The 13,589-nt window shown below is 56.0% G+C and carries 13 protein-coding genes; 2 read left to right on the top strand and 11 right to left on the bottom strand.

The features are described 5' to 3' along the window. Nucleotides 1-251: 251 nt before the first annotated feature. Both KP707_RS14705 and KP707_RS14700 read left to right on the top strand, forming a co-directional pair. The gene (locus tag KP707_RS14705; protein ID WP_086633364.1) at nucleotides 252-1,820 is read left to right on the top strand and encodes a carbohydrate porin; all 1,569 of its coding nucleotides are present in this window, start codon (nucleotides 252-254) and stop codon (nucleotides 1,818-1,820) included. A 170-nt stretch (nucleotides 1,821-1,990) separates the two neighbouring features. Then, nucleotides 1,991-4,240: a TonB-dependent siderophore receptor gene (locus KP707_RS14700; RefSeq protein WP_211503578.1), complete on the top strand. Its 2,250-nt coding sequence runs from the start codon at nucleotides 1,991-1,993 to the stop codon at nucleotides 4,238-4,240. Between the two features lie 84 nt (nucleotides 4,241-4,324). Here the strand turns inward: KP707_RS14700 and KP707_RS14695 are convergent, their stop codons facing one another. From KP707_RS14695 to KP707_RS14645, 11 genes are all read right to left on the bottom strand, one after another. Then, a complete protein-coding gene (locus KP707_RS14695; protein WP_211503579.1) occupies nucleotides 4,325-5,872 on the bottom strand; it encodes a carbohydrate porin in 1,548 nt (515 codons plus the stop codon). Between the two features lie 194 nt (nucleotides 5,873-6,066). After that, complete coding sequence (locus tag KP707_RS14690) at nucleotides 6,067-7,575, bottom strand: peptide MFS transporter (protein ID WP_211503580.1); 1,509 nt, start codon at nucleotides 7,573-7,575, stop codon at nucleotides 6,067-6,069. A gap of 34 nt (nucleotides 7,576-7,609) precedes the next feature. After that, nucleotides 7,610-7,759 (bottom strand): hypothetical protein, encoded by a 150-nt coding sequence (locus tag KP707_RS14685; protein WP_167386128.1) that lies wholly within the window; start codon nucleotides 7,757-7,759, stop codon nucleotides 7,610-7,612. Between the two features lie 2 nt (nucleotides 7,760-7,761). Further along, the gene (locus tag KP707_RS14680) at nucleotides 7,762-8,673 is read right to left on the bottom strand and encodes a DnaJ C-terminal domain-containing protein (protein ID WP_099211842.1); all 912 of its coding nucleotides are present in this window, start codon (nucleotides 8,671-8,673) and stop codon (nucleotides 7,762-7,764) included. Next, nucleotides 8,670-8,828, bottom strand: a complete 159-nt coding sequence (locus KP707_RS14675) for a hypothetical protein (protein ID WP_167386127.1) — start codon at nucleotides 8,826-8,828, stop codon at nucleotides 8,670-8,672. The genes KP707_RS14680 and KP707_RS14675 overlap by 4 nt, the downstream gene beginning before the upstream one ends. Nucleotides 8,829-8,877: 49 nt before the next feature. Further along, nucleotides 8,878-9,846 carry an alpha/beta hydrolase gene (locus KP707_RS14670; RefSeq protein WP_249210193.1) on the bottom strand — a complete coding sequence of 323 codons (969 nt, stop codon included), beginning with the start codon at nucleotides 9,844-9,846 and terminating at the stop codon, nucleotides 8,878-8,880. A gap of 50 nt (nucleotides 9,847-9,896) precedes the next feature. After that, nucleotides 9,897-11,402, bottom strand: coding sequence for an efflux transporter outer membrane subunit (locus KP707_RS14665; protein WP_211498695.1), 1,506 nt, complete (start codon nucleotides 11,400-11,402; stop codon nucleotides 9,897-9,899). 1 nt (nucleotide 11,403) lies between these two features. Then, on the bottom strand, nucleotides 11,404-12,315 hold the full coding sequence (locus KP707_RS14660) for an HlyD family secretion protein (protein ID WP_046900790.1): 912 nt from the start codon (nucleotides 12,313-12,315) through the stop codon (nucleotides 11,404-11,406). 12 nt (nucleotides 12,316-12,327) lie between these two features. After that, nucleotides 12,328-12,522 carry a DUF1656 domain-containing protein gene (locus KP707_RS14655; RefSeq protein ID WP_007284708.1) on the bottom strand — a complete coding sequence of 65 codons (195 nt, stop codon included), beginning with the start codon at nucleotides 12,520-12,522 and terminating at the stop codon, nucleotides 12,328-12,330. Between the two features lie 171 nt (nucleotides 12,523-12,693). Next, entirely contained in the window at nucleotides 12,694-13,128 is a 435-nt protein-coding gene (locus KP707_RS14650) for a hypothetical protein (RefSeq protein WP_046900789.1), read from the bottom strand. A gap of 82 nt (nucleotides 13,129-13,210) precedes the next feature. After that, nucleotides 13,211-13,489 (bottom strand): hypothetical protein, encoded by a 279-nt coding sequence (locus KP707_RS14645; RefSeq protein WP_046900788.1) that lies wholly within the window; start codon nucleotides 13,487-13,489, stop codon nucleotides 13,211-13,213. Nucleotides 13,490-13,589 lie beyond the last annotated feature (100 nt).

Below are 13,589 nucleotides of genomic sequence, written 5' to 3'. Positions count from 1 at the left end.
ATGCTCCGGGAGTTGCCCTTTATCTGGACCATGATGGTCTCCATCCACACAATGTCACACTTCTCATGGTCAAAGACCAAACCACTTTAGTTCCCTTGCACGCATTGACAGCGGGTCGGACGGTCTGCGACACACCACCTCTCACTCCATAAATTGGAATTCATTTTCTTCGCCCCACCCTGTGGGAAAGTCTTCGAAGAAGACCGTCTTCCTGTTCGCCATCATCAGACAGAAGAGAGATTCGCTGCCTTATGGTCGTGCTGACTGATCACGCTCGCCTTTTTCGTTCCGGACATCTGCGGACCGTTTTTCTGGGACTCCTGTCCGCCTCGACACTGGCTTTTGCGCCAGGCCAAGCCTGGGGTCAGTCAGCCTCGCCTTCAGGTTCAACCCCGACGGCAGGCCCGTCGGCGGAACCCTCGGCAGGCAACAGCAAATCCGAACTGACGTCACACCCTATGGATACAGGGCGACGCGTTCCCATCCTGCAAAACAACATGCGCGGCGTACGCAGCGCTGGCACTCCTGACGAAGTTGAAGATCCGGGGGCGTTTTTCGCAGCCCCAATGGGATCCCAGCATTTCTTCGGAGACTGGGGCGGCATCCAGCCGTGGCTTGTCAATCACGGCATTCATCTCCTAGCCGCAGTTAACGAAGAATTCGCCGGCAACGTGACGGGCGGTAAAGACCGAGCCTATTCGGATACGGGGCAGGTCGGCGTCGAAGTGGATATCGACTGGGACAAGATGGCCGGTATCAAAAACTTCTGGACGCATACGCTGATCGTCAACGGACATGGCCAGAACGTGTCCCGGATGTTCGGAGATTCCATTGCGCCTGTGCAGGAAATCTATGGTGCACGCGGCAACGTCGTAGCGCATCTCGTGTCGATGTATGGAGAGGCATCCTTCTACCATAACCGTATCGACATCAGCGCTGGCTGGATCCCGGTCGGTTCTTTCTTTGCTGCCTCGCCACTTTTCTGCGACTTCATGAACGTCGCCGTCTGCGGAAATCCAGCGCCAAATAAGTACACGGAAGGCAACCGCGACTGGCCGTCCGGTAACCTTGCCGCCATCGCCCGCGTCATGCCAACGGCCAACACGTATATTATGGGTGGCCTCTTCGCGGTAAGCCCACACGCTTACAACGGCGGCATTTCCGGTTGGTCCTGGGCGCAATCGGGGCTGGGGAAGTTTTCTACGCCTGTCGAAATCGGCTGGATTCCCCGGTTTGGGAAAAACCATCTCGTTGGTCATTACGAGCTTGGATATTCCTACGACAATTCACGCTATCTGAACCTGTACGAAGACATTCACGGGAACTCGTGGCAGCAGACCGGCCTACCTCGCCGCTATGAAGCCGGGCGAAACAGTGCGTGGCTGATCATGGATCAGATGCTGATGCGCAACGGTCCGGGTGATACCAACGGTCTGATCCTTATGGCGGGCGCCATGTACAGTGACGGCAAGACCGTCGCCATGCGAGACCACACATGGGTCGGCATGATTGATACAGGCAAAGCGTGGGGCCGTCCGCTCGATACTGTCGGCGCCATGTGGCAGCACTTCGACATGAGCACCACGGCAGCCTTGCAGCAGGAATCCTCCAAGCAGCTCAACCTGCCCTATCAGGATAACCAGTGGGGCACAGTCTATGGCCCGCAGAGCCATGAGAACGTGTACGAACTGTTTTATAGCGCGCATGTGGCCCGTGCGATGGCGATCCAGCCCGACTTCCAGTACATCCAACGCCCCAGCGCGACGACGACATTTCGTGATGCCGCTGTGCTGGGTGTTCAGTTCACCGTCGTGCTCTGAATTAGCGACGAACCAACCACGACAAAGCGAAGCCCGAAACAGGCTTCGCTTTTTTTGTACCCGCATCCCGCACACAGACGCAGTCATATTAAGTTACATTGATTTATTTGAGATTAATTCTCATTACCGTATGTAGCGCACATCTTCCCCTCCAATCGAGGCTTCTTTCCGTGCGCGCATATCTGCTTTCCCGCCCCAGACCTGCTCGCCATCGCAGGCACCTGGCCTGCCTGCTTCTGGCCGGAACAACCCTTCCCGCTTTCGCCTACGCAGCAAGCCCCTTGCCGAATCAGACCCAGGTCGCGTCCACCAAGGCTGCGGCAGTTCCCAGCGCAGCCAAATCGTCCGCACCGAACGATGAAGAAATCATCGTAAAGGCCAAGCGCCGGAACCAGATGGAAGTCACGAGTGGCGGACAGCTGGGTGCACTGGGAAACAAGAAGGGCCTGGACGTACCCTTCAACATTCGCAGTTATTCTTCCAGCATGATCCTGAACCAGCAGTCCCAGACACTGGGACAGGTTCTGGAAAATGATCCATCCGTTCGCACGACGTATGGATACGGCAACTTCTCGGAAATGTTTGTCATCCGCGGTTTCGCCGTCAACGGTGATGACGTGGCCATCAATGGTCTTTACGGCATCACGCCCCGACAGCTTGTTTCACCCCAGCTCTACGACAGTGTTCAGGTTCTCAACGGCGCCAGCGCGTTCCTGAACGGCGCTGCACCGAGTGGGTCTGCTATTGGCGGCAACATCAACCTGATGTTCAAACATGCGACGGATGCCCCAATCACCCGCCTGACGGGAGACTACACGAGCAGCGCCATGGGAGGCGGCAGCATTGACGTGGGCCGCCGTTTTGGAACGGAGAAGCAGTTTGGTGTTCGCCTGAACGTGGCCGGTCAGTCAGGCGAAGATTCCATCAATAATGAATACCGGCACTCCACCGCTCTGGGGGCTGATTTTGACTGGCACAGTCGCGATAACAGCACACGCATTTCGATGGACATGAACTATCAGAATCAGGGCGTTAATGGTGGCCGCCCAGGTCTAATGCTGAGTTCATCTGTCACCAGCGTTCCGCGCCCAGTCGCCCCGTCTCACAATTTCGGTCAGAAATGGGCGTATAATGACCTGAACTACATTTTTGGCATGCTGAACATTGAGCATGATCTCTCCAAAAATGTGACCCTGTATGGGGCCTTTGGTGCCCTGAACGCGAATGAGAAGGGCAACTATTCCAGCCCGACCCTAACGGATGCAGCCACCGGCGCTGCAACTGTGGGCAGCATGTATGTGCCTTACAATCAGACGAATGAGAGCACCCGCGCCGGCGTTCGTGCGCACTTCCGAACGGGCTTCATCAAACACGAAGTCAATGCCGGTGGCTCCGCGCTCTGGGAAGATTCAGCTGCGGCCTACGCGATGGCCCTGACCTCTCCGACCACAAACATTTACAAGACACCGCATTTTGCCTCCCCGGCTCAGACTTTCGTTGGGGGTGTTTTAAACGACCCGCAGACGACAAACTGGACACGCCTGTATAGCCTGTTTTTCTCTGACACGATGTCTTTCCTGAATGGTCGCGTCGCTCTCACCGGGGGCTTCCGCTACCAGAACATGATGATCAACGGATATAACTACAGCACAACCGGCCGAGGCTCGTTAAGCACTCCGTATAATCAGGATGCCATTACGCCTGTTGTCGGGCTTGTCATTCACCCGACGCGTCAGACGTCCATTTACTTCAACCGGATTGAGGGCATGTCTCAGGGTGATACAGCCCCTGCCAGTGCCCAGAACGTCGGGCAGATTTTCCCACCCTATAAGTCTGCCCAGTATGAAATCGGCGCCAAGTACGACATTGGTCGCTTTAGCGCTGCTCTGGCTTTTTATCAGATTTCACGCCCCAATTCTTATAATGTGCCGATCGAAGGCACGGGATATTCCGTTTATAAACAGGACGGCCTGCAACGGAACCGTGGCATCGAACTCACCGTGAATGGAGAAATCCTGCCGGGATTGAGATTCAATGGCGGCGGCACGCTGATTGATGCGGACCTGCGCCACACGGCTGGCGGCCTGCAGAATGGTAACTCAGCGATCGGCATTCCAAATTATACGATCAACGGCAATCTGGAATACGATCTCCCGTTCCTGAAGGGGGCCACGGTCGTCGGGCGCGTCGTCAATACAGGCAAGCAGTGGGTTAACACAGCCAATACCCTGCATCTGCCAGTCTGGACGCGCTTTGATCTGGCAGCACGCTATACGTTCACGACATACCACAAGCCTGTCACTCTGCGCTTTGGCGTCGATAACATTGCCAACACGCGCTACTGGTCTTCGTCCTTCAACGGCTATCTGCTTGAAGGCCTGCCCCGGACATTCAAGTTTTCCTTCACGACTGACCTCTGATTTCACGTCAGACGACTGGCACAAAAAAAACGCGCCACCTTGATCGGGTGGCGCGTTTTTCATGTCTGGCTTTTGCCAGAGAAATCAGAAGGTAATGCCCGTCTCAAAATCAAGCAGCAGAGCATTCTTGTAGCGATTGGTACCCCCGGGATGCATAAGATACTGCGCACCCGGACGAATCACGAGCCACGGGGTCGGGCGCCAGCCATAGTTCAATTCAATGGCATGCTCTTCAGAGGGCTTGAACAGGTTTGTTGCCCCGGCAGCCTGCATCTGTCGCGCCCAGATCGTCAGCTTCGGGTTCACCCACAGCATCTTCATGCCAAGGCTGATCGTATCATTGGGTCGGCTCGGGAAGGTCCCCTTACGCGTGATGCCCCACGTAATAAAGTAAGGTGCAATCGCGGTGCGGGGATCACCCCAGGTGAAAGATCCGAAGAACGATGTTCCACGGTTCGGATCAGCCTTGTCACGTTCCAACATACGGTCGAACTGGAACCAGCCACCAAAACGGCCACGAACCTGCTGGGTCGGCGCTGAAATCAGATACTCTGTCGGAACACCGAATGTGCCAAGCTGGCCATAGACGTTCTTGACCTGAGAAGAATCCCAGTAGCCACCAATCTTGATATTGGTCTGAAGCGGGCCGCTGTAATCGTCCTTACCGCCCTGATGCCATCCAAGCTGGAACGGAACATACGTCCCCGTTGCACCATGAAGGTTCATTTTCCAGCCATTATGCGTGTTGGCAATCGTCGGATCGACCGAGTACGCACCGAACTGGATCAGGTAATGATTGTTTCCGGCAGGGTAGAACTTCACCCAGGCACCCGGATGCGCCGTCGGGTAATATCCGTAGCCCGAGTTCATTGCGACAGACTGCGGCATACCGCAGATCGCGTTGGACTCGAACTGGCAGTACTGGCTCATGCCCCAGTACATGGACGACTGCTCGAAATCGTTCTCAGTGTTGATTTCGCCGACTTCGGTCGAGACATAACGGTTCCACGGCATCTCCCACGAAAGGCGGGTCAGACGCACGGTCTCACCAGAGCCAAAGATCTGCTGCGGGCTATCCAGCGCCGGAAGCTTGGCACCAATACCCAGCCCCTGACGCGCAGTACTAAGGAAATGGAACAGGCCAAGGTTCCAGCCGGTCAGACGCTTCAGATCGAGATCGATGTTAAGACCGAATTCATCCGCATAACGAACGGTCTTGGCCTTACCACCCATCGGATTTCCTGCGCTGTCCTGCAGGAAGTGGCCACCGATGTTGATCCCTTTTTCCGTAAGCCAGGTGCGATATCCGCCCCAGTCACCGGTCATGGTGCTCTGCGTCAGCCAGTCATGGAAACTGGCCGGGAAGAAGCGGTTTTCTGTTGTGTCTGAAGGCTGCACGTCCGCAAGGTGCGACGGGGTCGGAGCGGGTTTGACCAGCAGAGGGGTCGGCTGGATGGACCGGGTGCGAAGAACCGGGTGCCCTGCACTGTTATGGGCGCGAGGCTGACCAGGTTTTCCCTGATCAGATGCAGAAACCGTCTCGGCGTATGCAATCTGGGGTGTGGAGAGCGTCGTGCTCAAAAGACAGGCCGCCCCCAGAGCCTTCGTCAAACCGCTTTTAAACCTCTGCATCTTTTCCCGCGTCTCCTTCTCACGTCGCCTGCAACCGGAAATCATGAATGACTTTCCCATACAGGCCGATGCCGGTCCGGAATAGAGAGAGGAAGACGGTTGTTTTCGTAATGCGACACTTCCGCCGCATCACTTCAGATCATGTCTAATCTTTTTCCTAGGTTTTCTCCCGAATTACAAAACCTTCACATGGTTCAATTCGGCGAAAGTTTCCTGTTCACAGTTATGTGTTCTCGGTCCCAGCGGCGTGTCAAAGGCTCCAGGCAGACCAGAATCACCACAACAACAATCGCCACTTCACACAAGGTCCGGAACAAACTGGCATACAAGGCATTCCCTGCGGAAGCTGCCATATCAGCGGGCATGGCCGCCCGATTGGCGATGACACTGCCCACATACATCGCAATGCCCCAGAGCAGATAAAGTGCGCCCATCATGAAGCCGCTCAGACGCGCAGGCGTATAGCGGGCCACAATCGCCAGACCCAAACCATTTGTCAGCAACTCGGCGAAAGACAGAAGTCCGTAGCCCGCGACCATAATCCAAGGGGAAACCAAACCTGTCGTTCCGACGGCAGAGAGCCACCAAACCGCGAAAGCCATAGCCACCATCACGTAGCCAATCAGCATTTTTCGAGCCAGCGATAGGTCTCGTCCCTGTGCGCCCAGCCGATTGTACAAAATCGCCAATAGTGGGCTGATCGCCATGATCCAGATCGGATTGAGCGCCTGAAACTGGCCGGCCGACATATGGAAAAGCGTTACGCCGCCGATGCTGAAGTCGCCCGAGACATCTCGCAGTGCGAACAACGTCAAGGACGTGATCATCTGCTGATAAAAGACGAGATAAATCGTTCCCTGCAAGCACAGCATGTATGTGAGCCGCAAACCCGGTCGCTCTTCTCTCGGTGCACGGACGTACAGGACAACCCAGGACAGAAACAGCAACACAGCGGCAGCAAAAATACAGATCCGGGCAAGGCCGTCGCTGCTCATGATCCAGGCGTTGAAAACGGTCAGCGCAAGAAGGCCGAGCCCCACAAGAGCAAAACGGCTGGCAGGCACGCGCTCTTTTTCCAGAGGGCTGGCTGTCTGGGCAAGCCATCCCGAACGCCACACATAATAGAGCAATCCAATCACCAACCCGACCGAACAGGTCGCGAAAGCAACAGGTGCGCCATAGTGAACCTGTAGCCATGGTGTCAGCAGCATCGACACCGTGGAGCCAACGTTGACGGACATGTAATAGAGGGTGAACGCCGCATCGAGGGCGGCATTATCCCCCTCATAAATCCGGCGAACCAGATTACCCGCATTCGGCTTAAAGAGGCCATTTCCTGTAGAAATCAGCGCCATGGCCAGCAGGAGCAATGTCGGTGATGTCAGAGAAGCGGCAAGGCAGGCGTAGCCGATGGCAAGGGAAATAGCTCCCATAACCATAGTGCGCCGCGTGCCGAGAAAACGATCTCCCAGCACGCCACCCAGAACAGGGGTGATGTAGGTCAGGGCGGAGAAGGCCCCCAGCATCAGATTGGCCGTGGTATCGGCCATTCGAAGCTGCTGGACCATGAACAGCGTCAGAACTGCCTGCATGCCGTAATAACCGAACCGTTCCCACAGCTCGATTGCCAGCACAACGGTAAAGGCGCGACGACGTGTCGTCGCCAGCGGTTGCCCGGAGGCAGGTGTAGAATAAGAGGTCATGAAAAACCCGTCAGAAACAAAGACGGGCTTTATCTTAGGGCAAATGCCACTCCCCGGCGAGGATGAGGGCATGGGATCCGATCACGCTCAGCACAACCACAAAGATGATGGCGAAAATGCCACCAATAATCTGACGCCATGGCCAGTCTGGAATACGTGCTTTTGCGCGACGGATCATTCCCATGATCAGGCCTCCTGCTCAGCGAAGAAGGCTTCCAGTTCAGGAGAAACCGTCCCGATATGCACCTGCAACGTCACGAACAGGTCACCTGCGGGGTTCTTTTTGTCAGCGCCAATACCACGACCGGCAAGACGGAGAACTTTCCCGCTGTCGGAATGTTTGGGCACCTTCACCGCGACGTCGCCCTTCGGTGTCGCCACGGTCACTTTCCCGCCCAGAACAGCTGTCTTGAGATCGACATTCTGGGTCATGCGCAGATTACGACCATCACGGACGTAACGCTTGTCTGGCGTGACAGAGATCGTCAGCAGCGCATCACCTGGAACACCGGGCTGACCATCCATACCCGGACGACCTGGCGCGCCCTTACCCCGTACACGCAGGGTTTGCCCTTCTTCCACGCCCGGCGGAATACGAACTTCCGTATGACCGCCTTCGCCCAAAGCCAGATCCAGAGACGTCCCAAGAACGGACTGTTCAAAGGTGATGGTCACGGAAAAGCGGCGGTCAGAGCCCTTCGTGGCCCGACGTCCTGCCGCACCACCGGGCTGAAAGTCCCCACTGAACCCACCGCCACCAAACATGTCGGAAAAGAAAGCTCCCAGATCTTCCTGATTGAAATTTCCCTGGAAGCCATGTGCCCCGGCTCCCGGACCGCCACCGCCGAAGCCACCGCCGCCAAACGGGCCACGCTCCTGCCCTTCAGCATCAATCTCGCCACGGTCAAAGCGCGCACGCTTTTCCTTGTCTCCGACGATGTTATACGCCTGACCTACAGCCTTGAACCGCTCTTCCGCGTCCTTGCTGTCGGGGTTGTGGTCCGGATGGTATTGCTTGGCCAGCTTCCTGTATGCGCTGCGGATTTCCTTGTCCGTGGCCGTCTTGGAAACCCCAAGAACTGAATAAGGGTCTTTCATCTCAACTCCGCATCATCTGCTGCGCCGTCATCCAGAAGATCAATCAGTACGGCAAGTACGACATCACGCGAAAATCCCGCGCTCACACCTTCTTCAATCAGACTGTCCAGCTTTGGTCTGAGGTAATCCTCAGCCGGGTGACCATCCTGTGCCATTGGTTTATTCCTCCATTACTTTCAGATGTGTGACGTTGATCGCTTCGGGTCAATGACCGAGGACAAACTCCGCGACATGCGGCACCAGATCTGGATCAAGAGGGCCGAAAGAAGGAAGGCCAGCTCCGGTCATGGTTTTGGAAACAACACCCGGCATGTCCGTCAGAAAGTGACTTGCAGAGGGCAGATAAACAGTCGTCGCGCGAGGGTCAGCAGCCTGCAGCAAAGGCAGATCTTCTGTCGGGCTGATCTGATGATCCTTTCCACCCTGCACCAGCAGAACGGAGCCATGATACGCCCTCAGAAGCGCAGCGGGATCATAACGCATGACATCAATCAGGTATCCCTGCACGTCCGCGTTGAACAAAGCCTGTAAACCGGGATGTAATGTTAGCGGGTTAACACGGTGGCCTGCTTCAAGAGCATCAATGGTGCTATCAATTTGTGGAAGAACCGTCTGCGCGCGCGGATTGGCGTGAAGCTGCGCTCGGATGAGTTCACCCATTGGTCGCCCCTGCCCTGACAACAGGATCAAACCACAGACACCCTGGCTATGCTGAGATGCAGCAAGTACGACCAGTGCGCCTTCGCTATGTCCACCAAGCCAGACGCAACGTGTCCCCGTTTCTTTGCGAATGACAGAGATCCAGTTCTGAACGTCCGTCACGTAGTCCTGAATGGTAACGTGGTTCCCGTTCGCGACCGCTCGTGCACTTCCAAACATACCACGCTTATCAACGCGAACCGTTGAAATACCCCGCCCAGCCAGGCCCTCAGCCAACAGCTTCAAAGTTCCGGGCTTGAGGCCAGACGCTGAATCCCCGTTTCTGTCTGTGGGGCCAGAGCCAGGGACGAGCAGAAGAACGGGCGATGTTTTCCCCGCGTCAAGATAAGTGCCAGATAACGGTCCCAGGGGGCCGGGCGCTTCAAGATCACGCTCGGTTGCTGCCTCGGAAAGACCAGTTCCCAACATAACAGCAGCCAGCAGAGCAAATGATCGCAGAAAGACAGGCATCATGGCAGGACTCCGTTCAAACTGTTCTTGCCCTGTTGCGAGCCAATCCTGTCCTAGCGCGTAAAGGCCCGTACCAGCGCGTTTTGCTTTCCAACTTCAATCGGCAGACGCGTATCGGTGAGCTGACGGCCCTGCCAACCAGCACCCATCGCCGTATAAAGCGAGATGGCATCACGCAGACGAGCCATCCGTCCCACAACCGCCTGATCTTGAGCAGAAAGTGCGGTCTGCTCGGTTGTCAGAACATTCAGATACCCGGTCAGACCAGCGCTAAACAGCTTCTGCGCTCGGTCACGGGCAAGACCGGAATCCGTCGCGGCCTCTTCAAGCTGCGTGACAAGCTCATTGTCATGGCGCCAGTCACCCATTGAATCTTCAACTTCAGCGAAGGCCTTCAGCACGGTTTTACGATACACCAGACGGCTCGCCTCGGCTTCTGCACGAGCCTGAGCAATTTCAGCTGTATAGCGGCCGCCATGAATGATGGGCAGCGAAGCCATCATCATAAAGCTCCAGGCCATGCCGCCCATCTGAAACGCCTGATAGGCGGCAGAAGCGTTCGGATTAAACGTCAGCGGGATCATGAACTTCGGATAGAGGTTGGCAACCGCCACACCGACCTGAGCCATGTCAGCTGCATAATGCGCTTCCGTCGCCCGAATATCCGGGCGATTTGCCAAGACGATGGACGGCAAGGACGCTGGGAACGCGGGAACAGACGGCAGAGGGCGCCGTACGTCCAGCTCTTCCTCCAGCTTGCCGGGCATCTCACCCAGCAGAATTGAAATGGCGTGAATCAGGCGCTCTTCCTGCGAGTGCAGTGGAGCAAGACGTGAGCGCTCGAGATGCTCTTCCGTCTGTGCCTGCGCTACAGCCAGCGTATTACCCAGGCCGTGCGTATAAAGCTTTTCAGTCAGTTCGCGGGAACGCTGCGCCACATCGATGCTGTGTTCCGTGACTGCAAGCCGTTCCTGAATACCGCGCAACGTCACGTAGTCTGATGCGACTTCGGACAGCAGCGACAACAGAATGGCGCGACGGTTTTCCAGAGATTCCTCAACCAGCCGCTTACGCTCCTCGACCTGCCGGGAAATATGCCCGAACAGATCGATTTCCCAACTGGCGCGAGCACCATAGGTCAGAACCGAAGCTTGGGGCCGGTTTGCCGGATTCCCAGGGCGGAGCGGCCAGTTATCGACATTGATGGAATACCGGTCATCGCCACCGCCCATAGCTGCATCAAGCTGCGGATACCACGCTGCCTGAGCCTGCCGCCGGACAGCCCGTTCCGAAATGATATGCTGCGATGCAATCTGCAGATCATAGTTACCCTTAACTGCGGCCTCGATCAGCTCGTTCAGCATCGGGTCATGGAACTGGGCCCACCAGTCCTTCATGTCTGCTTCGGTCCGCGCGATCTCGGCTGCCGTTACCGATTGTGGCTGCTCGACAAAAGTGTCGGGCACCTTGATCTTGTCTGGCTTGAAATTCGGCCCGACGGTGCAGGCCGTAAGTGACAGACAGGTGCTGAGAGCGAGGGTCAGAAGCTTGCGTGACATGTCAGAGATGGTTCTGCAGCCAGGTGGTCAACTTGCCACGGGCGCCCGGCGTTTCGCGCCCAATCGTGACGGTTGCGGTCATACCGGCCGCGAGAGTGATTTCCGGCGGAACGTTATCCAGTTCCAGACGAACCGGAATACGCTGTGCAAGACGGACCCATGTGAAAATCGGGTTCACGTCTGGCAGACCAAGACGGTCTGACACGCCGTTACGGTCATTAATACCACGACCAATGCTGACTACGTGGGCAGGCAGGATCTGCTTGTAACCCATGAGTTTGACACGGGCGGCGTCACCAACATGCACACCATGCATCTTGGTTTCTTCGAAGTATCCGTTGATCCAGTAACTGTGGGCATCAATCACGGCGAGACCAGGCTGACCAGCATGGGCATAATCACCGACGCGAAGGTTCAGGTTGGTGATGTACCCGTCAACAGGCGAATAGACCGTGGAACGCTGAAGATTCAGCAGCGCCGTATTCAGTTCGGCTTTTGCAGCATTTACTTTGGCGCGTTGGGTTTCAACGTTCGAGTTGAAGTCTTCCTGCTCTTCGGCAGACACAATGCCACCGAGGCCCATACGACGCTTGGCATCAGAAGATCTCAGCTTGAGGTCTTCGTCCGCACCGGCAAGGCGGGCACGGGCGGCGTCAATATCAAGGCGGAAGCGAACGGGATCGAGAACGAAAAGCGGATCGCCGCGATGGACAAACTGGTTGTCCACGACGGGAACAGAAACAACTGTTCCGGAAACTTCAGGGGCTGCATCTACGACGTAAACACGAACACGACCATCGCGCGTCCATGGTGCCAGAACGTAAATGTCCCACATGGTCCGACCGAGGCCAATGGCCATCGCCAGGACAATCAGAGTCAGCAGAACGCGGATCACACTGCGGGTCCAGTTCATAGCCGACCCCTCCTAGACGTAAAGGATGAGTAGACAGAGAACACAGACATAGAGCGCTATTTCAAAGAGGGCGACGTGCCAGAACCAGCTCAGAGCACCGGTTCGCCACAGAATGCTTCTCAACAGAAGTGTTACGAACACTGCTGCAACGGCGTAAATTGAGAGGGGTGCGACAAAGACGCCGAAGAGATTGACTTCCGTAAGCATCAGGCTGTGACCTTGGTGCCAACTAACGGACTGTTCGACGAACTTTCCACGGGACTCCTCGCAAGGCCGTGACGACTCCCCCAAGGGCGTAATCACGGCACAGGCGAAGTGCTTACGCCATTAACCTACAACTGGCCAGATGGCTTTGACAAAAATCAGTCATAAAATGTCTTATTTGGAATGACTGAAGAAACTCTTCAGAATGGACAGGAAGCTTTTGCCCGTAAAACGGCCAATTGGCCCCAGCAGAAGACCAGTAACGGCTGTAATGGCAACAGACTGCTTCAGTTCGACCAACTTGCGGTCGCGACGAATACGCGCCTCGATCTCAACAACGTCCGGGATCGACCATGCAGCAAGAACTGCAAAAATCAGCACGAAGAACAGATCAACGCCGATAACGCACAGACTGGCTTTGACGTAGCTCAGACCTGCAACGCTGATGAAGAACGCCCACAGAAAGCCGTGAAAAGAAATGGCTGCGAACAGCAGGAAGACAACGGCAACAAGCGCGCACGCAACTCTCCGACCGATTCGCATGGCGGAGCGGGAGAGAATCTGGCCTTGGGCGGAAAGGACTTCCTGACCGAGTTCGATGGGCTTCATGGAGGATCGTTGCCTTTATTTCTAACAGGACGGGCGCAGGTCTGTGAATGGCCTGCCTCCCGCCTGAAAGGTCACGTGCCGATTACTTGGAGAAACGGCCCGCCAGGAAACCGACCACAGCGGAAATCAGAATAGCGGCGATGGGCCGCGACTGCACACGCGTCGATACATTTTCAATTTCATGATCTGTGATTTTGCGGGCATTTGCAACGGCATGCTCTGTACGGTCCGCTGCCTGAAGCAGAGCCGGGTTAACATAGTCGTTCAGGATCTGCTCAACCTGCTTGCGCAGCGTCTCGATCTGGTCCTGCGTTGTCTCGGCTGCAGCTTCGATGTTCTTCTTGACGGTATCGCGGCTCATGTTCAAACCCTCATTGCAATCAAATAGGGACCTGGGAATCAGGCCCGGTATCTGGCTTCAAACGCAAAAGCATTATCAGAGGTTGCATGTCCCGCCCACC

Source organism: Gluconobacter sp. P5E10 (assembly GCF_018812145.1).
Lineage (GTDB): Bacteria > Pseudomonadota > Alphaproteobacteria > Acetobacterales > Acetobacteraceae > Gluconobacter > Gluconobacter cerinus.
This window is presented reverse-complemented; position numbering and strand designations above follow the sequence as displayed.

Bases quoted from the DNA above. Each gene is read 5' to 3' on its own strand.
- KP707_RS14705 (WP_086633364.1), top strand. From the start codon at position 252: ATGGTCGTGCTGACTGATCACGCTCGCCTTTTTCGTTCCGGACATCTG.
- KP707_RS14695 (WP_211503579.1), bottom strand. From the start codon at position 5,872: ATGCAGAGGTTTAAAAGCGGTTTGACGAAGGCTCTGGGGGCGGCCTGT.
- KP707_RS14690 (WP_211503580.1), bottom strand. From the start codon at position 7,575: ATGACCTCTTATTCTACACCTGCCTCCGGGCAACCGCTGGCGACGACA.
- KP707_RS14685 (WP_167386128.1), bottom strand. From the start codon at position 7,759: ATGGGAATGATCCGTCGCGCAAAAGCACGTATTCCAGACTGGCCATGG.
- KP707_RS14680 (WP_099211842.1), bottom strand. From the start codon at position 8,673: ATGAAAGACCCTTATTCAGTTCTTGGGGTTTCCAAGACGGCCACGGAC.
- KP707_RS14675 (WP_167386127.1), bottom strand. From the start codon at position 8,828: ATGGCACAGGATGGTCACCCGGCTGAGGATTACCTCAGACCAAAGCTG.
- KP707_RS14670 (WP_249210193.1), bottom strand. From the start codon at position 9,846: ATGATGCCTGTCTTTCTGCGATCATTTGCTCTGCTGGCTGCTGTTATG.
- KP707_RS14665 (WP_211498695.1), bottom strand. From the start codon at position 11,402: ATGTCACGCAAGCTTCTGACCCTCGCTCTCAGCACCTGTCTGTCACTT.
- KP707_RS14660 (WP_046900790.1), bottom strand. From the start codon at position 12,315: ATGAACTGGACCCGCAGTGTGATCCGCGTTCTGCTGACTCTGATTGTC.
- KP707_RS14655 (WP_007284708.1), bottom strand. From the start codon at position 12,522: ATGCTTACGGAAGTCAATCTCTTCGGCGTCTTTGTCGCACCCCTCTCA.
- KP707_RS14650 (WP_046900789.1), bottom strand. From the start codon at position 13,128: ATGAAGCCCATCGAACTCGGTCAGGAAGTCCTTTCCGCCCAAGGCCAG.
- KP707_RS14645 (WP_046900788.1), bottom strand. From the start codon at position 13,489: ATGAGCCGCGATACCGTCAAGAAGAACATCGAAGCTGCAGCCGAGACA.